The sequence below is a fragment of the Bacillus sp. EKM208B genome, assembly GCF_011800725.1.
Lineage (GTDB): Bacteria > Bacillota > Bacilli > Bacillales > Bacillaceae > Bacillus > Bacillus velezensis.
The window spans coordinates 342,571-364,913 of sequence record NZ_JAANHO010000003.1; the positions used below are offsets into that span (position 1 = coordinate 342,571).

Genomic DNA, 22,343 nt, shown 5'->3' on the forward strand with positions numbered 1-22,343 from the left:
ATAATTTATTCAACATACTCAAGAATACCTAATTCCGTTTGATATAGGGAGGGAACAAATGATTGGATTAGCTTATTTTTTAATTATTTGGCTTGGAGTTGGATTATTTACTGGCATTAAGTTTATTTTTGTTGATCAGGTCTATGATGAAGAGTTTAAAGAACTCATGGATAAAGAAACAGCAGCGGGCATGGAAAGGAATTTGGCCAGCCTGTTTTTCAAAAGTAAGCTTAACGCCAATGCCTTCTTCATGTTAATTGGTTTGCTGCCATTAGTAATGAGGATTACAAATTTATTTAAAGAGGTTGATTAATGCCTTTGATTGATTATCTTTATGTACTGCAGTTTGAAAACAAGGAATACTTCAAATCATTTCATTTAAGTTAGATGAGGACGGTTATTTGACATCTAGCGAGCTCCACGGCGCTTCTAAATTGCAAACAATGTATGAAGTCATTGAGATAGCAAGTGAGCTCAAAACAAAGTGTAATGTGCAATGTGAGGTTAGGGAAATTCAAATCGTAGAAAAGCATTGTTGCTGAAGGGTGGGTTGAATGGGCTGCTATACTTGAAGGTCTGTATCAGAAGCGGTTTGATTATGTTGAATCGAAGCGGCTTTGAAAAGGGGTGAAATGCCATTTAAAATTTAGTTTTATTGTCCAGCTTTTTAGGGATTGTGCTATCAATTAGGTAGGGCAATTATTTGGAGTCCTAACAGATTTCTTTATTCCTGGTATTGCACGGCTTATGGGTTTTGCTGGCCTTCTAGCATTACTTAGCTTGAAGTCAAGAAACATAGAAATGCAGAAATGTAGTTTACAGTGGGGGCAGGTACCGAGTTAGGAATAATGGATGCAGGAATTTTATATTTTCCAGCTGCGATAGTCAATGTCTTAATTGGGTTCAAGCTAAACAAAAAGATGAGAGAGGAACACTAATAGAGCGGATCTGAGGGGAACGTGTAAATTGAAAGTAAATCAAACTTCAACTTCTTATCAAAAAAATACTGATTCATTTAGAGAATTTATTAAGTACAATATAAACTCGATTAAGAGGACATTAATTGAAACTGAGCAATTATTAAACAAAGTAGGTTTTTTGAAGCTTCTTTTGCTTTTTTCTGTATCATTAACATGGATCACCTATGTAATTTATTTTGAGCATGTTGGCAATTTTATACTGAGAATATCTCAAGGGAATATCTTAATAGCAAATTTGGTGTTGCCTATATTTCAGACGTTTCCCTTGCTTCTAAGTTTTATCTATGTTTTTAAAGGCAATTACCGAGCTTTATTCTTTAAAGTGAAATTTTCAAGAATATTGATTTATATAATTTTGGGAGTATTAACGGAGATTATACTATCGGTAAACATAGGCCTCTTACTAAAAGGAATAAAGCCAAGTGCAAATCCTGCAGTTGAGGATCCAATCGGTATCACTATTTATAGTTTATCGATTAGTCTTATAGCAGAGCAAATTCTGTTCTTTTCTGTGTATTACTTTTTCTTTTTATTGTTTTTAAAACTGAAACTTAACAATGAAATTGTCGTTATAATATCTTTAATCCCTGCCAGTTTAATTTTTGGCCTAGCGCATATGGCAGTATATAACGGTAATGTTCTTCAATGCGTTTTTTTAATCAGCTTACCTTTTACATTAATGCAAGTTTTTTTGTTTTTCCGGTCAGGAAACTTTTTTATTGGATACATAGTGCATCTAGCGTTTGATATTACTATACTATTAATCGCTAAATTAACATAGTTGTTTTATGGTAATCTGCATTGTTAATTGTGTTACGTTTTAAAAATTAAAAATGAAGGTGAAAAGTATGAGCAATAACAAAGATCAAGCAATTGAAAAAATTCTATCTTTTATTGAATCAAATGAAAAAGTTGCTTTAATGACTGGAACAAACATGTTTAAGAAACATGAACTTGTGTTTAAAACCATAACTGAGAATTTTGTTGGATCAAGAATTTTACTTAGAACTAGCAGCTTAGATAATGCAAAGGTGTTTATGAAGGCAACTGGAACTTTAAAAACAGGAGTCCCTTATAATTTGAACGGAAGTACAGTTTATATTGACACTGTTACTAGAAGCACATGGGATAAGACACCAAGTGATTTGGATTTTGCAATTATTTACCCTCTTATGCCTCTGACAAAACAGAAGCTTAGAGAAGAGTTATTAAAGGATATTACTTTCTTTAAAAATATTAAAAAAATTTTATTAGTGAGTTCGCAAGATACAATTGATATGTCTTGGGCAGAGGATTTCATCAAAACAAAGATCATTTATGATGTTTTAGAAGAGGATCCTGATTATCATTATAGAGTCTTAGAAGATTTAAAAAGGTATAATTTAAAATAGCAGAAGAGGTTAAAAAATGATTGAAAAAATGTTACATGATAATTTACGTATTTGTTTTCCAAACAAAAGAATTTTTATTTCAAGAGACCATAATTTCGCTTTTGCAGCTTGGGAAATAGGAAGATTAAGGGGATACATACAACCTGGGGCATCCCTAATTCAATTGATTCGCATTTAGATTACTGTAACAATCCAATAGATACTTCGGATATAAAAGAGGAAAGTCAGGCAGTTGAAATCGCTAACCAATTAAATATTGTAGAATTTATAATACCAGCACAAAAAAATGGCACATTAAAAGGTTGTTTTACAATTAGCGATGATACAGTATATATTGAACAATCTGAAAATTTCCGACGAGCATATACATACAATCATTATGAACAAGTTTTGAGAGAAAATTGGTACAAGGAAACAGAAGGTACAAGTTTGATTCTTGATTTGGACTTAGATTATTTTAATAAAAACTATTTAGATTATAACTCAAATTCTTTGTTATTACCTGAAGAAGCCATAAGGACTCAATTATTAAACATGAAAGAGAAAATGTGGAATTGGGACATGATAACTGTAGCTTTATCACCAGAATTTTGTGGTGGTGAAAAGGAGTGTGAATATTTATTAAACCTCTTTTTAGACGTGTTCAATTTAAAACTTGAAGATGGAGAGCTATGGTGAAAATCAAAATAATTGTTTTAAGGAGTTAATATAAAAAATACATTTTTATATATTAGGCGGGAAGGCCTACACGGTTAAATAGGTGTTGATTCTTTCAATCTTCTTAAAGTCAGTTACTCTAATTTGTCTGTAAAGGAACTTGCAGAATTAATAAAAGAATTGATTTATGAAGAACGTGAAGATGTTGCTGCAAAATGCGATTTTATTTTATGTGAGGATAATCCAGTGTTTACTGATAATCAACATGTAATTTACAAAGGATTAGCAGGAAGCATAAACTACAAAGAATTGTTAATTTCTTTAGCAACTATATTAGTCATGACTAATTGTTATGACCACGTGCAAAATATACTTTACTTTGCTAAGTGTTTAAGGAATTTTGCTAGAGAAATCTGCGACAAATTTGTAAAAGATATCCGAGAAGAGGTTTATTACAATCTAAAACATGGCGTTTAAAGGTGGAATTAACTTTGTACAATGAGGAGCTATTCCTCATTGTATTTAATTAATTTTATTTAGAGGGATCTGAATTTTCCTTAGAGGAGAAAGCTTATGGATTTACTTAATTGGACTTACATTATATCTACAATTATAGGAGCTGCTGGGTTCATAAGTTTATTGTGGTTCTCTTATTTTAATGATAAAGGTGAAAAATAAAGCAGAGCATTGAGTGAATTTGTATATTGACTATGAAGATCAACGCTAAAAAGTAAGGGGGGGATTAATGATGACAGAAGATTTTTATTGCGATGAAGTATTAAGCGGAAAAACAAAAGTAAATAAAGTTTTAGAAACCGAGAATGTATTGGCGTATCATCATACAAGACCTTTTTGGCCGGTGCATATTGTTGCTATTCCTAAAAAACATATCTCTTCTTTAATCACTTTGGAAGAAGACTACAATGAACTTTTACTCGAGTTGCTGGGTGTGATCAAAAAGGTTGCGGCGAAGGTGACAAAAGAAAGTGGTTCTTGCAGGGTGCTTACAAACTTAGGAGATTATCAGGATTCAAAGCATCTGCATTGGCATATAGCTTCAGGAGACCCATTGAGATAAAAGAATCCTTTTAAAGTGGACTCCAAGGAGCAGTTGATTCTAAATAGCCAAAAATTGAGGATATAAAATGAAATTGTATAATGAATTTATAAATATAGCTAAAACTCTTAATAAAGAGTTAGACATTACTCCATTATTATATGGCTCTTTAGGTCTTGAAAAGGTAACTGGGTTGAACTTTTCACCAGAAGATATTGACATCCTTATTCCTTTAATATTTTTAGAGGAAAAGTGGGAAAAACTTAAAAAAATTATGGAACTGCAAGGATATAAATTGGTTGATTTACATGAGCATGAATTTAGGAAAACGAATACTAAAATAGGCATTGCTTACATTGAGGATTTAAAACCATTTGCAGATGTAGACTATCATAACCTAGGGGTTTTTGAAGATGACGGAGCGAAATATCATTTGCTGACTATTGATGATTACCTCAAGGTTTATAATATGTCTTTATTAGATGGATATAGAAGAACAAAGAAGAGTAATAAAGATCAAAGTAAAATTAACATATTGAATAAACTGATACAGTATTAATTAAATATTTGTACATTAACATGGCGGCAAAATCATCACCTCTTCAATCCATTTTTGCATCTCTTCGTTTGGAGTTCAATAAAGAAATATCGGCCGCATACTCAAGACCCCCTCACCATTAACTTTGAGGGGGTCTATTTTTATTTATCTTATTAATTTGGAATATGCGTTGACCAGCAATTCATATTCAGAAAGATCAATTGTTTTTAGATTCACCGTTCATTTTTCTCTCGACAATCTTTTTGTCGACTAAATCACTTTGTTCAGGTTGAATCGGTTGTTAGAACATCATGTGATGCACCTCCTTTAAAAAGCATACACACATATGAGAGGGCTGAAATTTACCCATATGAATTGGGATATGGATGCCCAAACGGCTTTCCGCATGGAACCAACATGGGCAACTGGTCAACAGCTTTAGAAACTTCATCTTAACAGGGAAGTGCGGCAAGCATTGGGAATATAAAGGAATATAGGCTTACAGCTATGAAGGATGTATGAATATCCGTCAGATGGCGGTGTCGTGACAGTTCGAATGCGGGTGTATGGAACTTCCCATTCATCCGGAGTTATGTCAGGGGACGAAAAGACTTTTTTTGAGGAGGAAGCGGAATGATTGAATTTACACGGCTATCACCTATGAAGAAAACATGCACGATGCACCCGGAAAAGGAATCTGTCAGATCGGTTTCGTTTACTGATTTTAACGGCAATTCTGTAACAGTAACACTTTGTCAAATGTGTCTGGCTGAATTAAAAATGAAAGCCGCGACTGAATACAGGAGCATGACCGAGGAGCGGGCCAAACAGAATCGTTTCAAGATTGGTGATCATGTGTATTTAGAGCATTTGGGAATAGTCAGCGAGATAAAAAACATGGAAGGCGTTCAAGTGGCAAACAGGACAGACGCAGACGGAGTGCGGAAGGCTACCCCTAAGGAAATCGCAGAATATAAAAAGCAGGGGAAGCAATGACGGTGAAAAAACGATTCAGTCAATCATTTATCAGTTGTGTTACTTATGGGAGCGGCGGCCGTTGCGCCGCCTGCTTCCGCCGTATGGTCCGGCTGGCAAAATGAATTCGGGTAGAGCGGCTGGGTGTTTTACGAATGCCGCGACATACACGGCCGGCGTATACAAGAAGCACAGCGGCGGCGGGCTGAATGATACGAATCTGGTGCCGCAGGGCGGCTCCGGCAAGAAACCAAACGCTGTATCACACGGGTTTTTCTCGAAATATCTGCCGGAAGAAATACTATCCATTAAAGAGATTCAGGGGTGTTTTCAATTAAATTTTCAGCTGATTTCCTAACTGTCATGGACAACATCTCACAGGAAATATATTGACTTTCATCCTGTTTGTAATGTTAATTAGAAGATGTATACAAAATCATTTTAATGAGGAGGCCTGATGAACGTGAAAAATAAAGCGGGAATACAATTTGGAATATGCATTGGACTTTTATGTTTAAGCTTTACCGGTTTCAATCCTTTATTCGGCTCAGCGCATGCTGAAGCGAAGTCTATAGAAGACACAAAAATGACAAGCTGTATAACGAATCAGAAATTTGTTCAGCTTGAGAAAAAATTTGATGCCAGGCTTGGGGTTTATGCGATTGATACAGGTTCAAACAAGACAATCGCCTATCGGCCGAATGAACGGTTTGCTTACGCATCAACCTATAAAGTTCTGGCCGCGGCTGCTGTTCTGAAGAAAAGCTCAAATGAAAAACTTAATGCCATCATCCGCTACAGCAAAGACGATTTAGTTACATATTCTCCAATCACAGAAAAACATCTGGATACAGGCATGAGCCTGAAAGAAATCTCAGAAGCCGCTGTCCGTTACAGCGATAATACCGCCGGGAACCTATTGCTGCAGCAGCTTGGCGGCCCTAAAGGTTTTGAAAAGTCATTGAAACAGATCGGGGATCATGTAACAAAAGCTGATCGATTCGAGACGGATCTAAACTCGGCGATTCCCGGGGATCGTCGTGACACAAGCACCGCAAAAGCACTGGCAACTGATCTTAAGACTTTCGCTTTGGGTAACACTCTAACGACTGACAAGCGCACGATCTTAACGGATTGGATGCAGGGCAACGCTACCGGCGACGAACTGATTCGGGCAGGCGCTCCTTCAGGATGGGAAGTCGGCGATAAATCTGGAGCCGGAAGCTACGGCACACGAAACGACATTGCGATCGTTTGGCCGCCTGACAGAGCCCCAATTGTTTTGGCAATCCTGTCAAACCGGTTTACGGAAGATGCCAATTATAATAATGCTCTTATCGCTGAGGCTGCAAAAGTCGCTCTTAATGCCCTTAAATAAACATTGCCGTTCATTTTTTATGGACGGTTTTTTATATGTTGAGAATGCGGTATGCCGGTTTCGTTTTTCGATAAATGTTATAATGTAAAGCCATAAAAAGATGGGAAGAGGGGGAGTTTCGATGCATTACATAACGGCATGCTTAAATATTATCAGTGATAAAGACCTTAATGAAATAATGAAGGAATTCAAAAAACTTGAGGAAGAAACGAACAAAGAAGAAGGCTGTATTCAGTTCCATGCTCATCCGCTCGAACCATCAGAACGCAAAATCATGCTTTGGGAGATTTGGGAAAACGAAGAAGCTGTTAAAGTCCATTTTACGAAAAAACATACAAAAGACGTTCAAAAACAAGAATTAACGGAAGTAGAATGGTTAATGAAAAGCAATGTGAATGAGTAAAAGGCTTTGTCTATTGTTGGCCGACTCTGTCAACAACAATCATCAGTTTCGTTCACTAAAACCCTTGCTGCGCAAGGTTTTTTTACTTTAAAAAGTTCTTTATATCGCAGTCTTTTTATGGGTAAGGAACAGACTTGGAATGAAGATGGCCGCAAGGATGATGACGGATACTAAGAACCCGGCATGGTAGCCTTTTAAACTGTTCGGAATCGTCGGCTGCAATCCTTGTATGACAGTTGCGGTAACGGTTGCGATCACAGCTGACCCAAAGCTGGAACCGAGGTTTTCAATCATATGAATACCGACACCCGCTTCCGGAAGCTGTTTGCTGTCAAGGCCTGTATAAGCGTCACTCATTAATGGGAGCATAATTCCTCCAAAACTGGTGCCGCGGATAAATAATACGACGGAAATCCAAATCATACTTGTGTTATCGGTGATAAAAATAAGCGGGATAGATCCGATCAGCGAAAGAACAAGACTGACCGTAACCACGTATTTCGCACCGATCTTATCAATCATTTTTCCGATCAGCGGACGAGTCACGAGCATTCCGATTCCTTGAGGGATTAAAGCGAGTGCTGCTCCGACTGCCGTGAACTGACGAATGTTTTGAAAAAACAGCGGAAGTATTAACATCGGCCCCATGATGGCAACATTCGCTAAGAACAACCCGATCGAAGATGCTAAGAAGCTTTTGTTTGCAAACAAATTCATAGGCAGCACGGTTTGGTTTTTCTTGATCAGATTATATACAAGATAAATGGCTGCTGAAACAAGACCGATGCCCGCCCATAAAATGGTGTCGCTATTGTTAAATGATGCATGATCCGCCGCTTTCGTAATACCGTAAATCAATGCCGCGCTCATTAATGACAAATTGATAATCCCGAAAATATCGAGTTTACGATCTTTGTTGAATGGTTCAAAGTCTGGAATGGTTTTCATCATAAGCGGTGCGGCAATCAAAACGATGAACACGTTGATGTAAAAAATCCAATGCCATGAAGCGCCTTGGACGATGAAGCCTCCGATGACAGGTCCTAAGATCGGGCCGAAGATCATAGGGGTGCTGACGATTGCCATCACTTTTCCCAGGTTTTCCGGACCTGCCGTTTTAACCAAGAGTGTTGACATAAGCGGAGTCATAATACCGGCGCTGAATCCTTGAAGCAAACGGAAGACGATGAAGCTGGAAACGTCACGGCTCATTCCCGCAAAAACAGAAATGACACCAAAGGCGATGACTGAGCCGATGAAGATTTTCTTACCGTTATATTTATTCATAAGCCAGCCGGATACGGGTACTGCAATTGCAAGTGCTAAGACATAGCCTGTAACGGACCACTGAATGGTATCCAATGTCGTGTTGAAGTCTTTGGTCAGTTTGTCGATGGCGATGTTTACCATCGTAGAGTCAAGCATTGGAGCGATTGCTCCCAGTGCAATAGCCCAGGCGGCTGTGAGAACTTCTTTTGGCAGCCGAAGTTCCTTTCTTTTATGTGTTGACATATTATTCTCCTCTCAAAATCGCTGTCTTTGTTTCCTTGTCAACAAAATAATAGAGTGATTTTGTTTCTTTGTCAACAATAAGAGGGATATAAAAAGGCAGCCCGTTTTCATGGAGCAGGGCTGCCTATGGTTTTATTCATATTTATTCCGATTTCATGTCTGCACCAAGTTTCTTTATTTCTGAATCTAAATGCCTGCTGTATGTTTCCACGAAGTTCAGCATTGTGTCAAATTGTTCATCAGTTACTTGTTCAAACACGATTTTGTCGCGTTCTTGAAACTCTTTGTGCAATTCCTCGTGAACTTTATAAATGACTTTTCCTTGCTCGGTAAGCCTGAAATAGATTTCTTTCTTGTTAAGCGGCTTCTGATAGCTTTCGATAAGGCCTTTATTGATAAGCTTCTTCGTTAATTTACTTATGGCGCCTCTTGTCATATAAAGAGACTCCGCAAGTTTTGTCACATTGGCGTCTTCAATTTTTTCGATGAATTCGATGCAATGCACTTCAGAAGGTTTATGCCCCTTAAGGCTTTCTTCCATCTTCAGCCTATTCAGCCACACCATCTTGTTAAAAAAGTCCCTGAAATCCGTGAGGAGCTGTTCTTTTTTGTCCATGTCCCGTCCTCCTGCTCGGTGGTGCTTACACAATATTATAAAATTTTTGTTTCTTTTTCAACAATCGTAAAGTTATTATTTAGGAACTGAGAGATAGTGCGCAGAAATAAGAAGGAGGGGGAACAGAAGAAGTATTCTATTTAAAAAGCGGCTTTTTAACCGAAACGTGGTTTTTCGGGTATTTTTCTTTCCGTATTCGTTACTTGCTCTTTTTCATAACAGGCCAACACTACAGCCTTATAAAAAAGCAGGCTGCGAAATGAGCCTGCTTGAGATTCGCATCAATCATTTTCCTGTTGCGGTGTCATGAAAAGCGTCGATTGCGGTTGTGTATTTCAAGACGTTTTTAGACACTTTGGCGGTTGCGCCTAATGGATACGCGTCTGACAGAACGCTGGAGTGAGCCTCGGGCTCCCAGTAAAATACGCCGGTTCCTTTGCCGTTCGGAACCGCTTTCACCAGTTTTATGGTGTCTTTTATGGTCCAGTAGGAATCTTTCGGATTATTTTCATCTCCGCCCAGTTCAACCACCATGACTTCCTTGTTGTAGCGTGAGGCGATGTCATTCAAATTAGATGATAATTGGCCGGTGAGCTCCCAGTACGGCTTACCTTCCCAATAGGGATAGAATGAAACGCCGATGATGTCGGTTTTTCCTCCGTTTTTAAAGAATTGATCAAACCACCATCTGAATAGGCTGTTGTCCGTGCCGTGTGCCAAATGGCTGATGACCTTGGTGGCCGGGCTGACGGATTTCACGGCGTCATAGCCTTTGTTCAGTAAGGCGGTCAATTTGCTGAAATCGTTCGTGCTGCCGTCGGGCAGTAAAATTCCTGAATTCATTTCATTCCCTACTTGCACCCAATCAGGGGAGATGCCGTGATTTTTAAGTTCTTTCATGACATCGTACGTATGGTTATACACGGCTGCCTGCAGCTGGCTGCTTGAATAGCCGGTCCATTGGTTCGGCTTGATCTGGTGGCCGGGATCAGCGAACACATCACTGTAATGGAAGTCAACCATTACCTTCATTCCTAACGCTTTTGCCCTTTTGGCCGCCGCAAGTACGCCCGCTTTGTCACTATAGCCGAGCATGGTCCATGTTGTGCCGTCTTTCAGCCAATAATAGCTGCTTGGCGGATTCACAAACACTCTCAGTCTCACGGCATTTATTCCGTGATCTTTAAGAATCTGCAAGGCATCTTTCTGTTTTCCGCCGTCATCCAGCCAGCGCACACCTTCGTCCTCCATTTGTTTCAGCCATCCTATATCAGCGCCATAGGCAAACGGGGCATCCGCTTTTGCTTTAGGAGACTTCTCAAAGAATGTAAAAGCAGTGAAAATGAGAGAAAGACAGATTGCGTTTACAAATACACGTTTCAATCGGTTTTTGAACATCACAATACCTCCTGATAAAAAAGATTGTTGATTGATTTCACTCTGAATGTTTCAGCTGCCATTCTCCAATAATGTCGTGAAACGCTGAAACGCCTGAATTCCTTCGGGTGTCATTTTAAAAACGCCTGCATCGGTCAGCGCGCGTAAAAATACATTCGCTGTTTCTTTTTGTAAAACAGCGGCTGCATTTTCCGGTGTCACGTCTTTATCCGCTTTGATATTTTCAGCCCACGGAAGATGAATGTCTTTGATGTCATGAGGTTCATTCAGTAAATACTTTTTCACTTCTGCCAGCTCATCTTTCAGGCGGGGAGGTAAAACGGCGAGTCCCATCACTTCAATCAGACCGATATTTTCTTTTTTGATGTGATGGACATCTTGATGCGGGTGAAAAATGCCATCCGGATAATCTTCGGAGGTGCGGTTGTTTCTGAGAGCGAGATCGATTTCAAAATCCGTTCCCCTGCGTCTGGCAATTGGGGTGACGGTATTATGGGGTTCATTTGTCTTTGCGATGATGCTGACGGTTTCGTCTGAATATTCCCGCCACTTTTCAAAAACATACGCAGCGGCATCTGTCAGCAAATCCGGATCTTTTGCGCGAAGGCGGATCACTGATACCGGCCACTTCACGGCTTCGGCCTGAACGTCTGGAAAATGACGCATATGAAAAGGGTAGAGGGAACCCGCTTTTGCCATCGGAAACTCATGGGCGCCGCCTTGATAATGATCGTGTGAAAGAATGGAACCTCCTACGATCGGCAGGTCAGCGTTTGATCCCGCGAAATAATGCGGGAAAATTTCCGTAATGGCCAGAAGCCTTCTGAAGCTGTCGCAGCTGATTTTCATCGGCTTGTGCACGCTTGAAAGAAAGATAGCATGCTCGCTGTAATACGCATAAGGAGAGTATTGAAAACCCCACTGTTCTCCCGCTAAGTCAAGCCTGATGATGCGGTGATTTGAACGGGCAGGGTAATGCGGTGTTCCGGCATACCCCTCGTTTTCCATACAGAGCAGGCATGTCGGATACCGGTTTTCCGGACTGTTTTTTACCGCGGCGATGTCTTTAGGGTCTTTTTCGGGCTTTGATAAATTAATGGTGATGTCCAATTCTCCAAAAGGTGTTGGTGAGCGGTATACGATATTTTTTCGGATGGCCCGCGTCTTAATATAGTCGTTGTTTTGACTCAATCTATAAAAATAATCTGTTGCTTTTTTCGGGCAATCTGATAACAATTCGCTGAATGCGGCATTGATCAGAGAAGGGGCCGGTGTGATCACGTCCATGATTCTGCTTCCCAGCATGTCTCTTTCAGCCGGCGTATCGTTTATGATTGACCGTTTTACCGCGTCTTTCACCATTTCGTCCAAATAGTGAAGCCTGTTTTGTTTCTTGATATGTTTCGGTTCTGCATAATCCGTCAGTCCGAGCAGATCGAGAAGTCTGTTTCTTGTGTAAATCACATCTGTTTCATTTATGTCGCCTAAGACAGTGCTTTCTTTCAGAAACCCTGCCACTGATTCAAAAACGTCAATGACCGCCGCCTCCATTTCATTTGTCCTTGTATCCGTTTGGATGATGCCGATGCCAATTCCATGCTGACGCAATGATTTCCGATATGTCCGTTTGTTTCGGGTTCCAGCCCAGAATGTTCCGTGCTTTATCGCTGGAAGCGATGAGGGTGCTTGGATCACCGGGTCTTCTTGCGGCCGCTCTTACTTTTATGTCTCTTTCGGTCACTTGCCGGGCCGCTTCCGCCATTTCTGATACGGAAAACCCGCTGCTTGATCCTAAATTGAAAATGCCGCTGTCTCCGCCGTTTTGCAAATATTCCAGAGCGAGAATATGGGCATCGATTAAATCGGAAACATGAACATAATCGCGGATGCACGTGCCGTCTTTTGTATCATAGTCAGTGCCGAATATAAAAACCTCCTCGCGCTGACCGAGCGCGGTTTGTAAAAGGATAGGGATAAGATGGGTTTCCGGATGATGATCTTCTCCGATGGAACCGTCCGTTTTCGCGCCGGCAACGTTAAAATACCGAAGCGAGACATATTTTATGCCGCAGGCGGTTTCACACCACTTCAGCATTTTTTCTGCCATGAGTTTTGATTCGCCGTATGCGCTTTCCGGCTTTTCCGGCATGTCTTCTGTGATGGGCACTTTTTCAGGTTCGCCGTATACAGCGGCGGATGAAGAAAACACAATGTGTTTCACCCCGAATTCCTGCATGACCTCCAGCGTAATTTGTGTACCGTACACATTATTATTGAAATATGAAAGAGGGTCTTTCATTGATTCGCCGACAAGGGATTGAGCGGCAAAATGGAGAACGCCTGTTACGTTCTCCTTCGCGAACACAGAGCGAAGAAACGGTTTGTCACGGATATCTCCATAGTAAAAAACTGCTTTTTCATGAACAGCTTTCCGGTGGCCTGTCTGCAGATGATCCACAGCTATCGTTTTAAATCCTTTGTTTAATAATTGATCAACCGCATGAGAACCGATATAGCCGGCTCCGCCGAGAACGAGAATCGCCATGATTTAGTTTTCCCTCCATTCAGCCGCGCCATCGCTTATATCCGCGATGTAGAAAGAAGCCTCAAGACCTGTCCTGCTGCGGTAGTGAGATGAAACGGCCCGGATAAAGCCGGCGGTTTCTTCACTTTCCACAATGGCTATGGCGCAGCCGCCGAACCCCGCGCCCGTCATCCGCGCTCCGAGTGCTCCTTCTTTCCAGGCTGCTTCAGCGAGCGCGTCTAATTCGTCACCGGTCACTTCATAATCATCGCGTAACGAACGGTGGGACGCATTCATCAGCTCGCCGAACGTTTTCAAATCATTCGATTTGAGAGCTTCCGCGGCTGAGAGGGTCCGCTCGTTTTCATTGACCGCGTGCCGGGCTCTTTTACGCAACGTTTCACAGGAGAGAAGGGATTCGAGTTCGTTGAATTCTTCTGCCGTCAATTCCGCAAGTGATGCGATATTCCGATATTGCCGCAGTTCCGAGAGAGCCTCGTCGCATTCGCTGCGGCGTTCATTATATTTTGAAGCCGCCAGCTCCCGGCGCTTGTTCGTATTCATAATGACGATTTTATATCCGTTAAAAGCAGCCGGAATCATTTCGTGCTCAAGCTTATCGCAGTTTAACAGAATGGCCATGTTCTTTTTGCCTTTTTGCACTGCGAATTGATCCATAATGCCTGAATTCACGCCGATAAATTCATTTTCGACTCTTTTTCCGATAAGCGCCAGTTCAGTATCGGAAACATCCAGGCTGAATAACTTTCTTAAAATGGAGCCGGTTAACATTTCAATAGAAGCGGAGGAGCTTAAACCGGCTCCGTTTGGAATCGTACCGTGAAAAAGAATATCCATTCCGCTGTCTATTTGGCCGCCGGCTTTAAGAAGGTAATGGATCATCCCCTTCGGATAATTGGCCCAGCCGTCTTCTTTTTTGTATGCTGTGGCGGAAAGATCAAGGCAGACAATGCCGCTGTCAGGAAAGTTTTCTGAGTATAACCGGATCTGATGATCTCCGCGTTTTGCGCATACGGCATATGTTCCGATCGTAATCGCGCAGGGGAGAACGTGGCCGCCTATATAATCCGTATGTTCCCCGATCAGGTTGATCCGGCCGGGTGCGAAAAACAGTTCTCCGTTACTTCTCTTGAAAACGTCTTCGAATCTTAATTTCAAAAGTTTTGCATCCATGATAAACCCCCGATTCTATTTTGAGGTATGCTCCAGTATGAACTGAATGGCTTTTTGTGAATTTCTGGTGAGGCTGATATATTCCGCTCCTTTCGTTGCGATGAGTTTCACATGCAGGCGGTCCGCATCTTCTTTAATGTCATCGTAATAAGAGCCGACTTGCGGAGCCAAAATGATCATATCGAAGTCTTTCATGATGTCGTAATGGGAACCGTAGGCGCCTGCTGAGGCGGTAATCGGCACGTTGTATTCTTCGGCTCCTTCTGTCAGTGCGTTCGCAAGCATGGCGCTCGTTCCCGCTCCGGCGCACAGCACTAACACATTGGTGCTGTGTTCCAAGGCGGATGAGGATTCCTGAAGATTTGTGCTGATGACGGAGGACGCGTCTTCGGAGGCGCCGGCCATGGCGGGCTGTAATGTTTGCGGCGCGCTTTCAGGTTCGGTGTGTTGGGCTTCTTTCGCCGCTAATACTTTGTCATAAGCTTTACAGAATGGCAGGTATATCAGGAAATCGACGATGATTAATACAACCGTCAGCACAAAAGCCGAGAGCCCCATGCCGGTTCCGAGAATCAAGCCGGCGGGCGCCGGAGTGGCCCACGGAAGAACATACATAAAACTGTTCATTCCGATGACATCCACGAAAAATTTAAACAGACAGACATTCACCATCGGCGTTACAACAAACGGAATGAAAAAATAAGGATTTAAAATAATCGGCGCAGCAAAGAGAAGAGGTTCGTTTACTGCGAAAGACACCGGAATCGCGGATGCTTTTCCGACTGCTTTCAATTGCTTGGATTTCGCGAAAAGAAGAAAGATAAACGGAACAACAAGGGTTGCGCCGGTCCCTCCCATTGTGCCGACGAAGTTCCCGAGTCCGACGGTCAGCACGTTGGACGCTTGCTCGCCGGCATTATGAAGCTGAAGATTCGCCTCCACATTTGCGTAAATAATAGCTGCGATGGCAGGTTCCACAATAGAAGGCCCGTGAACGCCGACAAACCAGAACAGCGCCATCATTCCCCAAATGATACAAATCCCAAGATAACCGTCTGCGGCGGTAAAAAACGGCGATAAGAGAGAGGAGAGAGCCTCCGCAAACGATACGTTCAGCGTGTTCCTGATCAATAAATCAACGATCACCATGGCCAAAACGGAAAAAGCGAACGGAAAAACATCTTTAAATGTTTGTGAAATGGTACCCGGTACTTCTTTAGGCATTTTAATCGTAATATTTTTCAGCACGCAGAATCTGTAAACGTTCACTGTTATGAAAGCGGATACAAAAGCGGCTAAAAGACCTTTTGTGCCGAGGTATTCCGTCGAGAATCCGCCATCGATTTGAGTGACGCTTAAAATGAGAAACCCGACGACTGAAGCAAGCATCGCTGAAACGGGGTTGATCCCTTTGTTTTTAGGCATTTTTCGGTTCATTGATTCACTCAGGCATTTCGCACTTGTTGCCGCAACGATCAGACCGAGGGCGCCCATTGAATAGTTATAAACTTTCCAAAGCCATTCAGAAACACTTTTAGGCCAAGTGAAGCCCAACACTTCCGGCACAGCGGCGGTGAGGATGAAAATGCTGGCGAATAAAATAACAGGCATGGCAGTTAAGAAGCCGTCGCGGATCGCGCCTAAATAAATGTTTCTTGAGATTTTTTCAAAAAACGGTTTTCCCTTTTCGATTTGCTTGATGATACCGTTCATTTTTCCACTCCTTATCGGCGGCTTCGGTAGAGTTCTATAAAATCCTGAATAAGATCACGGAGCAAAAGGGTTGTCATCAAGTGGTCCTGACCGTGAACGAAAATAAATCCTAATTCCATGTCCTTGCCGTCAGCTTCTTCAGCTAACATTTTCGTTTGCGCATTGTGGGCGAGGGTTAAATTTTCATCGGCGCTTTTCAATGCTGCTTCCGTGTTTTCGAAGTTTCCGGCACGGACTTCTTTCAGGACTTTCAATAAAGTGCTTCTGGCGTCGCCGGCATAGGCGACGATTTCAAAACCGAGCATCTGCAATTCTTCCTTTGTCATGAAAAAAACCTCCTAAAGACGGCACACATGATGAAAAGAGACTCTTTTCACCATGTATGATCGTTAAATGATTGTTTTTGTTTCACTTACAAGTTTGTACCAGTAGGCCGATTCTTTCGGATACCGTTTTTGGGTGTCGAAGTCGACGTAAAAAAGACCGTAACGTTTGTTGTAGCCGTTGGTCCATGAAAATAAATCCATTAAGGACCATAAGAAATATCCCTTTACGTTGACCCCGTCGCTAATCGCTTTACTGACGGCTTCTAAATAGACTTTTAAATAGTCGATTCTTGCCTTATCCATAATGATGCCGTCTTCAAACTCATCTTTATAGCCCATGCCGTTTTCGGTAATGTAAATTTTGTTATATTGCGGATAGTCCCGTTTGATGCGCATCAGCATGTCATACATGCCTTCAGGATAAATGAGCCAGTCCCAATCAGTCCGCTTCAGGCCTTCTTTGTAAATTCTTTCGCCGATTCCTTTTACTTTATAGACCGAAGTGCCCTTATCGCCCGTTCCGTTATGGTGAATAACGGTTTCTCCGTCGTACGCTTTGACGAAATGGCATTGATAATGATTGATGCCGAGATAATCATTGCGCGTTGAAGCTTTTTTCATCACGTCAAAGTCACTGTCTGAAAACTCGTAGGAAGCGCCGTTTGCCTCACAGATTTCATCCAGAGCCCGCATGGTTTCCTCAGAATAATAGCCGAGGTAGGTGGCGTCGAGGAGGAATCTCACTGATAACGCGTCATCCAGAAAACAGGCGTGGCGGTCATCTTCTGAGTCGCTGGCGGGATATTTTGTTTCTAATGAGTGAACGACACCGATTTCTCCCGGATAGCCGCCGTCTTTAAAAAGGTTGACGGTCATCGCATGCGCTACCATCATGTGATGGAGGCATTGAATGACTTTTGTGATATCACTTTTAACAGATGGCGGAAAAACCCCAAGTAAATACTGGTTGGTGGCTGTGGGATAAATTTCGTTAAACGTGCTCCAATATCTGATTTCGCTGAATTCTTTAAAGCAAAATTCCGCATAGCTGACAAACGCTTCTATTGCAGCGCGGTTGAGGAAATCTCCCTGATCAAATAATCCTTTCGGTGTATCGAAATGATGCAGCGTGACAAAAGGGGTGACGTTGCGTTTATGGCACTCTGAGAAAATACGATGATAGTAATCAACACCTTCCTGATTGATTTTGCCCGTGCCGTCAGGGAAAATTCTCGTCCAGGCTATAGAAAGGCGGATGCCGTTTATTCCGAATTTTTCACATAGTTTAATATCTTCCGGAAACTGACGGTAAAAATCACTTGCCGGATCAGGGCTGAATCTTCCCTGTTTTTCAAGAAATTCATCCCAGGCTACAGGCCCTTTGCCGCCTTCTTTTGTGGCGCCTTCTGCTTGATATGCCGCAGTCGCCCCGCCGAAAATAAAGTCATGAGGTAATTTGAGCATTACTGAATCCTCCTTCGCCAATGTGTGAATTGGAGTTTGTTAATGTTCATAATTGTTATCTTTTGTTTAATAGTAAACGCATACATTTTTGTTGTCAATAGCTTCATAAAGAAATAACATCTGTTTTTATAGGGATTATATAAGTTTTTCGTTGTTTTATATGTTAATTATGTTGTTTGTTAGTGTTTGTTTTTGTTGACCGGATTGCCGCAATGTGTTAGATTGTGTGTAAAGTTGAGGGGATGATTGAACATGTTAAAAAAAGAGCGTCTTTTAAAAATCATCGATATCGTAAACTCTCGGGGGTTTATTACGGTGAGTGATATTATCGATGAACTGGATGTTTCTGATATGACAGTGAGAAGAGATCTGGACGAGCTGGATAAGGCCGGAAAAATCGTACGTATTCACGGAGGCGCACAGAGCATATCTTATTCCATTGATCACGAATTATCGCATAATGAAAAACTGGGTGTTCAAATGGATGAGAAGGAGAAAATCGCGGAACTCGCAGCTTCATATGTAAATGACGGCGATACCGTTTTTTTAGGGCCCGGCACGACGATTGAACTTTTAGCCAAACACCTGCTGCATAAGCGAATCAGGATTATCACAAACAACTATCCCGTATTTGATATTTTAAAGCATGGTGACACTGCGGATACCATCCTGATTGGCGGCGATTTCCGAAAAAATACCGGTGCCTTCGTCGGGCCCATCGTGAACGGCAATCTGCAGAAATTCAATTTTACGAAAGCCTTCATCAGCGCCAATGGCATACATAATGATGAGATTTCTTCTTACAGCATTGAAGAAGGGGAAGCCCATCAAATCGCGCTGAATAATTCGCGGACGAAATTTTTGCTGGCGGATAATAAAAAATTCAACCGGGAAGATTTTTACGTGTTCTATAACTTGCATGATATGGATTATCTGATTACGGATGATAAAGTGATGAAAGATGTTCAAATTCATTACGAGCAATATGTAGATGTCAAAATCGCAAAAAAATAAAAAAGGCGGGCGGTTCGATGAAAGGGGTTATTTTTGATTTCAACGGCACGATGTTTCAAGATTCGCATCTGCACGAAAAAGCATGGTTTTTCATGGTGAAAAAATACGCGCCGAAAACCATTTCTGATGAAGACATTTTCGTTAACATTCATGGGAGAACAAACAGTGAAATCCTGACGTATTTTATTTCCGGCGATTTAACAAATGAAGAAATCGAGAAGCTGTCTTTTGAAAAAGAAGCCTACTACAGAGAATTATGCCTTGAAAACAAAGATGAGTTAAAGCTGACGAAGGGACTGACCGGCGTATTGAACCATCTGAAAAAATCAGAAACGCCAATGACCATTGCCACGGCTACGGTAAAGGAAAATGTCGAGTTTTACTTTGACGTCTTTCAGTTGGATCGGTGGTTTGATTTTGACAAAGTCACGTTTGATGACGGGAGCTTCCCCGGAAAACCGGCGCCGGATATTTTTCTCATCGCATCGGAAAAGTTAGGCCTCAGACCTGAAGATTGCTTAGTCATTGAAGATGCCTTTTCGGGGCTCACAGCGGCGAAAAAAGCAGGTGCAGGCAAGATTATGGCCATTGACCCGCTCGGAAAAAACCGCGCGTTATTTGAAGAAAAACAGCTGGCGGGTGACGGGATACTGACAGATTTCACCTCGTTTTTTGAGGTGATTGCCGGACATTCTGTTTGAGAGATCAGCCGGTTTTTTATGCCGATATGGCTGTACAGGCTGCGGACTCCGTTCGCAACACGGGATGTTTTTGTGTTCGGCGGTGTCTGCTTCGTGAAGAAAGGGGCTTCGCTTTTTAATCGGAGTCACTTTTAAGACAGGGGTATCCCTGTTTTTTTAATTCCTCGTATTTACAAAGAAGCGCTAAGGTGCTTATTGCTGACTGTTTATATGTTTTACGATAAAATCCTGAGCATACAAGAAAACCAGCCATCCTGTAAGTCCAAGCCCTGATGCGGCAATGAAAGACAGTGAATGGCGAAGGGCGATGCCGATAATGACCAGCATAATGACTGTGGAGGGGATGCCGGAAGCCACGCTGAATGCAAAATGACTTAATGTCTCCTTCGTTTCGCCTTGGATGTACAGCCAAACCATGCTCAGCATACTGACAATTGGTAATGCCGCTATAATACCTCCATAACTCGGGCTTCTTCTTGATATTTCAGTGATAATCCCAATAATAGCAGCGGAGACAATGATTTTAACGATCGTAAACATCTTCAGCACGCTCCTTCATCAAACTGAATGCTTTTAAGACAAGTGTTCGTTCTTCATGATTCATGCTGTCAAAAAGAAGCTGTTTAAGCTTTTCTTCATCAAGACCGGAATGCCGGTAAAGGACATCCGCCCCCAAACTGGTAAGTTTTAAAATGACTTTCCGCTCATCCTCAACACTTCTGGTTTTATAAACGTACTTTTTCTGCAGTAACCGCTTTATATGTTCCGAAGCGGTATTATGTGATACTTGAATCGCTTCGGCAATGTCTTTTATTCCGACTGCCTTCTCTTTTTGAATGACTTGCAGAATCCGTACACCTTGGTGAGTGATTTTTTCATGGTGCTGATTACGGAGCCGGTAGTAAATATCTGTCCAGAGGTCATTTAATCGCATGATTTCGTTTGACATCATCATCCACCTTCTATCGTTTATTAAGATTATATCTTATAATACGATATATTTTTGCGGATTGAAAGCAATTTTTGAGCATGAGGGAGCGGCATTCGTTCTGTTTTTAGAAGATTGGAAGAGACAAGCGGCCGCAGCTTCAACGAATAAACTTGTTGAATATACTCTCAATAAGTTATTTCCCTTATTTCGGAAACTTCAGCTTGATACCTTCCGCATATAAATAAGAGCACTGACAATATGATAAAGAACCAAAGTATATATTCAAATGCAGTTTTTTTCAGCTGGGCAGTCCTGTGCTGATTGAAAAAGATACGGGGGATAAAAAGCGGGTAAGAAGATAAGGAAAGGAGAGAGACGGATGGAACTTGATTTTGTGATTCGTCTGGCGGTTGCGGGTCTGCTTGGGGCTCTTATTGGATTGGAGAGAGAATTCAGGGCGAAGGAAGCCGGTTTGAGGACGCATTTTTTAGTGGCCGTCGGCAGCGCCTTGATGATGATCGTTTCCAAATACGGCTTTTTTGATTTGTTATCCAACAGCCATACGTCCTTTGATCCGAGCCGGGTGGCGGCGCAGGTCGTCAGCGGCGTCGGATTTTTAGGAGCCGGCACGATTATTTTGCAGCGGCATGTCGTGCGGGGGCTTACGACGGCCGCGGGGATTTGGGCTACGTCGGGGATCGGGCTGACGATCGGGGCGGGTATGTATGTCATCGGCATCAGCGGCACGATTTTGGCGTTAATCGGGCTTGAACTGTTAAATTTTCTGTTTAAACCGGCGGCGCATTCTTTGTCTGTCAGTTTCAGGATTGAGGAGAAAGCCGTCATGCATGATATTTTAACTTCTCTTGAGGAAAAAGGAATTCTTATTACGTCCTATGAATTGAATAAGGCGGTGCTTGAAGTGAAGGGAAGGGTGAAAAGCAAAAGCGGGAAAGCGGCGGTAATGGAAAAAGTTCAAGCTCTCCCGTATATTCTGTCGGTCAAAGTTGAATAGCAGACAGGAGAAGCCTCCTGTCTGCAGTCATTTCTTTTCAAACATTAATACCAAGGATAGAACGGGATATACGGCCGCGGATAGTATGGATACGGTCTGGGGAAATAATAAGGCGGCCGCGGATAGTATGGATATGGTCTGGGGAAATAATAAGGCGGCCGCGGATAATGATATGGCACCCGTTCGTGGCTCTCAGCTGTGTATTCATGATAGAAAGGATCGTACAAGAGGAAAACCTCCTTTTCAAATGTTGGTTCCGTTTACCTTATTCCTGTATGCCCGGTATGGTGTACGTACAACGGGCAAAAAAAAAGACGCCGGTTATCATCCGGCATCTTTTTTTACACTTTCACATCAATTGAATGTCCGGCAGTCGGGTGCTGGGACGGCAGCATTTTCACTGTTTCTTCCGCCGCAGCCTGTGCATGCTGCATGACCGTTTTTGTTAAAGCGATATTTACATTCTGCGCCAGAGATGCCTGGTGCATAGCGATTGATAACGCAGGGATATCCATAGCTTCCACCTCCTTATCCCTTCATATCGGCGGCGTGCTCC

Annotated in this window: 26 protein-coding genes and 3 pseudogenes; 16 read left to right on the plus strand and 13 right to left on the minus strand. The window is 42.0% G+C overall.

The features are described from left to right. Positions 1-58 precede the first annotated feature (58 nt). From G9F75_RS07285 to G9F75_RS07345, 13 genes and pseudogenes are all read left to right on the plus strand, one after another. On the plus strand, positions 59-313 hold the full coding sequence (locus tag G9F75_RS07285) for a hypothetical protein (RefSeq protein WP_103526983.1): 255 nt from the start codon (positions 59-61) through the stop codon (positions 311-313). After that, positions 313-542, plus strand: a pseudogene (locus G9F75_RS07290) (hypothetical protein). Before G9F75_RS07285 ends, G9F75_RS07290 begins: the two are co-directional and overlap by 1 nt. Further along, positions 526-621, plus strand: a pseudogene (locus G9F75_RS07295) (hypothetical protein); the annotation flags it as partial. The pseudogenes G9F75_RS07290 and G9F75_RS07295, both read left to right, overlap by 17 nt. A 345-nt stretch (positions 622-966) precedes the next feature. Beyond that, positions 967-1,761, plus strand: coding sequence for a CAAX protease (locus tag G9F75_RS07300; RefSeq protein WP_103526982.1), 795 nt, complete (start codon positions 967-969; stop codon positions 1,759-1,761). Positions 1,762-1,828: 67 nt separating this feature from the next. After that, positions 1,829-2,371, plus strand: coding sequence for a hypothetical protein (locus tag G9F75_RS07305; RefSeq protein WP_103526981.1), 543 nt, complete (start codon positions 1,829-1,831; stop codon positions 2,369-2,371). 108 nt (positions 2,372-2,479) lie between these two features. Then, positions 2,480-3,049: a hypothetical protein gene (locus G9F75_RS07310; protein WP_260399102.1), complete on the plus strand. Its 570-nt coding sequence runs from the start codon at positions 2,480-2,482 to the stop codon at positions 3,047-3,049. Positions 3,050-3,127: 78 nt separating this feature from the next. Beyond that, positions 3,128-3,505, plus strand: a complete 378-nt coding sequence (locus tag G9F75_RS07315; protein ID WP_162988634.1) for a hypothetical protein — start codon at positions 3,128-3,130, stop codon at positions 3,503-3,505. A 268-nt stretch (positions 3,506-3,773) separates the two neighbouring features. After that, positions 3,774-4,106 (plus strand): HIT domain-containing protein, encoded by a 333-nt coding sequence (locus G9F75_RS07320; RefSeq protein WP_101287878.1) that lies wholly within the window; start codon positions 3,774-3,776, stop codon positions 4,104-4,106. Between the two features lie 67 nt (positions 4,107-4,173). Next, entirely contained in the window at positions 4,174-4,644 is a 471-nt protein-coding gene (locus G9F75_RS07325) for a hypothetical protein (protein ID WP_014417483.1), read from the plus strand. 612 nt (positions 4,645-5,256) lie between these two features. After that, on the plus strand, positions 5,257-5,619 hold the full coding sequence (locus tag G9F75_RS07330; RefSeq protein WP_025649610.1) for a hypothetical protein: 363 nt from the start codon (positions 5,257-5,259) through the stop codon (positions 5,617-5,619). Positions 5,620-5,680: 61 nt separating this feature from the next. Beyond that, on the plus strand, positions 5,681-5,956 hold the full coding sequence (locus tag G9F75_RS07335; RefSeq protein WP_167408953.1) for a hypothetical protein: 276 nt from the start codon (positions 5,681-5,683) through the stop codon (positions 5,954-5,956). A gap of 99 nt (positions 5,957-6,055) precedes the next feature. Further along, complete coding sequence (bla, locus tag G9F75_RS07340) at positions 6,056-6,976, plus strand: class A beta-lactamase (protein WP_154817881.1); 921 nt, start codon at positions 6,056-6,058, stop codon at positions 6,974-6,976. Between the two features lie 121 nt (positions 6,977-7,097). Further along, on the plus strand, positions 7,098-7,379 hold the full coding sequence (locus G9F75_RS07345) for a putative quinol monooxygenase (RefSeq protein WP_022553524.1): 282 nt from the start codon (positions 7,098-7,100) through the stop codon (positions 7,377-7,379). 99 nt (positions 7,380-7,478) lie between these two features. Here G9F75_RS07345 and G9F75_RS07350 read toward each other — a convergent pair whose 3' ends face one another. The 9 genes from G9F75_RS07350 to lacG form a co-directional block, all read right to left on the minus strand. Next, a complete protein-coding gene (locus tag G9F75_RS07350; RefSeq protein WP_167409019.1) occupies positions 7,479-8,891 on the minus strand; it encodes an MDR family MFS transporter in 1,413 nt (470 codons plus the stop codon). Positions 8,892-9,033: 142 nt separating this feature from the next. Continuing rightward, entirely contained in the window at positions 9,034-9,507 is a 474-nt protein-coding gene (locus tag G9F75_RS07355) for a MarR family transcriptional regulator (RefSeq protein ID WP_022553522.1), read from the minus strand. A 285-nt stretch (positions 9,508-9,792) separates the two neighbouring features. Further along, entirely contained in the window at positions 9,793-10,905 is a 1,113-nt protein-coding gene (locus tag G9F75_RS07360; RefSeq protein ID WP_167409020.1) for a glycoside hydrolase family 53 protein, read from the minus strand. 51 nt (positions 10,906-10,956) lie between these two features. Beyond that, positions 10,957-12,456 (minus strand): UDP-glucose--hexose-1-phosphate uridylyltransferase, encoded by a 1,500-nt coding sequence (galT, locus tag G9F75_RS07365; RefSeq protein ID WP_103526973.1) that lies wholly within the window; start codon positions 12,454-12,456, stop codon positions 10,957-10,959. 1 nt (position 12,457) lies between these two features. Beyond that, complete coding sequence (gene galE / locus G9F75_RS07370; RefSeq protein WP_103526972.1) at positions 12,458-13,450, minus strand: UDP-glucose 4-epimerase GalE; 993 nt, start codon at positions 13,448-13,450, stop codon at positions 12,458-12,460. Between the two features lie 3 nt (positions 13,451-13,453). Further along, positions 13,454-14,623 (minus strand): galactokinase, encoded by a 1,170-nt coding sequence (locus G9F75_RS07375; protein WP_071181711.1) that lies wholly within the window; start codon positions 14,621-14,623, stop codon positions 13,454-13,456. A gap of 15 nt (positions 14,624-14,638) precedes the next feature. Then, entirely contained in the window at positions 14,639-16,336 is a 1,698-nt protein-coding gene (locus G9F75_RS07380; RefSeq protein ID WP_167409021.1) for a PTS lactose transporter subunit IIBC, read from the minus strand. An 11-nt stretch (positions 16,337-16,347) separates the two neighbouring features. Further along, on the minus strand, positions 16,348-16,662 hold the full coding sequence (locus G9F75_RS07385; protein ID WP_007407323.1) for a PTS sugar transporter subunit IIA: 315 nt from the start codon (positions 16,660-16,662) through the stop codon (positions 16,348-16,350). Between the two features lie 63 nt (positions 16,663-16,725). Further along, entirely contained in the window at positions 16,726-18,126 is a 1,401-nt protein-coding gene (gene lacG, locus G9F75_RS07390; protein WP_167409022.1) for a 6-phospho-beta-galactosidase, read from the minus strand. A 252-nt stretch (positions 18,127-18,378) separates the two neighbouring features. Here lacG and G9F75_RS07395 point away from each other — a divergent pair, with 252 nt between their 5' ends. Both G9F75_RS07395 and G9F75_RS07400 read left to right on the plus strand, forming a co-directional pair. Further along, positions 18,379-19,140: a DeoR/GlpR family DNA-binding transcription regulator gene (locus G9F75_RS07395; RefSeq protein ID WP_022553515.1), complete on the plus strand. Its 762-nt coding sequence runs from the start codon at positions 18,379-18,381 to the stop codon at positions 19,138-19,140. A 17-nt stretch (positions 19,141-19,157) separates the two neighbouring features. Further along, entirely contained in the window at positions 19,158-19,841 is a 684-nt protein-coding gene (locus G9F75_RS07400) for an HAD family hydrolase (RefSeq protein WP_167409023.1), read from the plus strand. A 192-nt stretch (positions 19,842-20,033) separates the two neighbouring features. On the opposite strand, the gene G9F75_RS07405 is transcribed toward G9F75_RS07400, so the two are convergent. Together G9F75_RS07405 and G9F75_RS07410 are read right to left on the minus strand one after the other, a co-directional pair. After that, positions 20,034-20,381 (minus strand): DUF3147 family protein, encoded by a 348-nt coding sequence (locus G9F75_RS07405; protein WP_007407319.1) that lies wholly within the window; start codon positions 20,379-20,381, stop codon positions 20,034-20,036. After that, on the minus strand, positions 20,365-20,790 hold the full coding sequence (locus G9F75_RS07410; RefSeq protein ID WP_038461364.1) for a MarR family winged helix-turn-helix transcriptional regulator: 426 nt from the start codon (positions 20,788-20,790) through the stop codon (positions 20,365-20,367). Before G9F75_RS07410 ends, G9F75_RS07405 begins: the two co-directional genes overlap by 17 nt. 361 nt (positions 20,791-21,151) lie before the next feature. On the opposite strand from G9F75_RS07410, the pseudogene G9F75_RS20295 reads away from it, so the two are divergent. Continuing rightward, positions 21,152-21,548 (plus strand): annotated as a pseudogene (locus tag G9F75_RS20295) (MgtC/SapB family protein); the annotation flags it as partial. Between the two features lie 283 nt (positions 21,549-21,831). Here the strand turns inward: G9F75_RS20295 and G9F75_RS07420 are convergent. Next, positions 21,832-22,014: a hypothetical protein gene (locus G9F75_RS07420; protein WP_072177299.1), complete on the minus strand. Its 183-nt coding sequence runs from the start codon at positions 22,012-22,014 to the stop codon at positions 21,832-21,834. 114 nt (positions 22,015-22,128) lie between these two features. Further along, the gene (locus tag G9F75_RS07425; RefSeq protein ID WP_012117340.1) at positions 22,129-22,302 is read right to left on the minus strand and encodes a YjfB family protein; all 174 of its coding nucleotides are present in this window, start codon (positions 22,300-22,302) and stop codon (positions 22,129-22,131) included. Positions 22,303-22,343 lie beyond the last annotated feature (41 nt).

Excerpts from the sequence above, each read along its gene's own strand:
- G9F75_RS07285 (WP_103526983.1), top strand. The coding sequence starts at position 59 with ATGATTGGATTAGCTTATTTTTTAATTATTTGGCTTGGAGTTGGATTA.
- G9F75_RS07305 (WP_103526981.1), top strand. The coding sequence starts at position 1,829 with ATGAGCAATAACAAAGATCAAGCAATTGAAAAAATTCTATCTTTTATT.
- G9F75_RS07320 (WP_101287878.1), top strand. The coding sequence starts at position 3,774 with ATGATGACAGAAGATTTTTATTGCGATGAAGTATTAAGCGGAAAAACA.
- G9F75_RS07325 (WP_014417483.1), top strand. The coding sequence starts at position 4,174 with ATGAAATTGTATAATGAATTTATAAATATAGCTAAAACTCTTAATAAA.
- G9F75_RS07330 (WP_025649610.1), top strand. The coding sequence starts at position 5,257 with ATGATTGAATTTACACGGCTATCACCTATGAAGAAAACATGCACGATG.
- bla (WP_154817881.1), top strand. The coding sequence starts at position 6,056 with ATGAACGTGAAAAATAAAGCGGGAATACAATTTGGAATATGCATTGGA.
- G9F75_RS07345 (WP_022553524.1), top strand. The coding sequence starts at position 7,098 with ATGCATTACATAACGGCATGCTTAAATATTATCAGTGATAAAGACCTT.
- G9F75_RS07350 (WP_167409019.1), bottom strand. The coding sequence starts at position 8,891 with ATGTCAACACATAAAAGAAAGGAACTTCGGCTGCCAAAAGAAGTTCTC.
- G9F75_RS07355 (WP_022553522.1), bottom strand. The coding sequence starts at position 9,507 with ATGGACAAAAAAGAACAGCTCCTCACGGATTTCAGGGACTTTTTTAAC.
- G9F75_RS07360 (WP_167409020.1), bottom strand. The coding sequence starts at position 10,905 with ATGTTCAAAAACCGATTGAAACGTGTATTTGTAAACGCAATCTGTCTT.
- galT (WP_103526973.1), bottom strand. The coding sequence starts at position 12,456 with ATGGAGGCGGCGGTCATTGACGTTTTTGAATCAGTGGCAGGGTTTCTG.
- galE (WP_103526972.1), bottom strand. The coding sequence starts at position 13,450 with ATGGCGATTCTCGTTCTCGGCGGAGCCGGCTATATCGGTTCTCATGCG.
- G9F75_RS07375 (WP_071181711.1), bottom strand. The coding sequence starts at position 14,623 with ATGGATGCAAAACTTTTGAAATTAAGATTCGAAGACGTTTTCAAGAGA.
- G9F75_RS07380 (WP_167409021.1), bottom strand. The coding sequence starts at position 16,336 with ATGAACGGTATCATCAAGCAAATCGAAAAGGGAAAACCGTTTTTTGAA.
- G9F75_RS07385 (WP_007407323.1), bottom strand. The coding sequence starts at position 16,662 with ATGACAAAGGAAGAATTGCAGATGCTCGGTTTTGAAATCGTCGCCTAT.
- lacG (WP_167409022.1), bottom strand. The coding sequence starts at position 18,126 with ATGCTCAAATTACCTCATGACTTTATTTTCGGCGGGGCGACTGCGGCA.
- G9F75_RS07395 (WP_022553515.1), top strand. The coding sequence starts at position 18,379 with ATGTTAAAAAAAGAGCGTCTTTTAAAAATCATCGATATCGTAAACTCT.
- G9F75_RS07400 (WP_167409023.1), top strand. The coding sequence starts at position 19,158 with ATGAAAGGGGTTATTTTTGATTTCAACGGCACGATGTTTCAAGATTCG.
- G9F75_RS07405 (WP_007407319.1), bottom strand. The coding sequence starts at position 20,381 with ATGTTTACGATCGTTAAAATCATTGTCTCCGCTGCTATTATTGGGATT.
- G9F75_RS07410 (WP_038461364.1), bottom strand. The coding sequence starts at position 20,790 with ATGTCAAACGAAATCATGCGATTAAATGACCTCTGGACAGATATTTAC.
- G9F75_RS07425 (WP_012117340.1), bottom strand. The coding sequence starts at position 22,302 with ATGGATATCCCTGCGTTATCAATCGCTATGCACCAGGCATCTCTGGCG.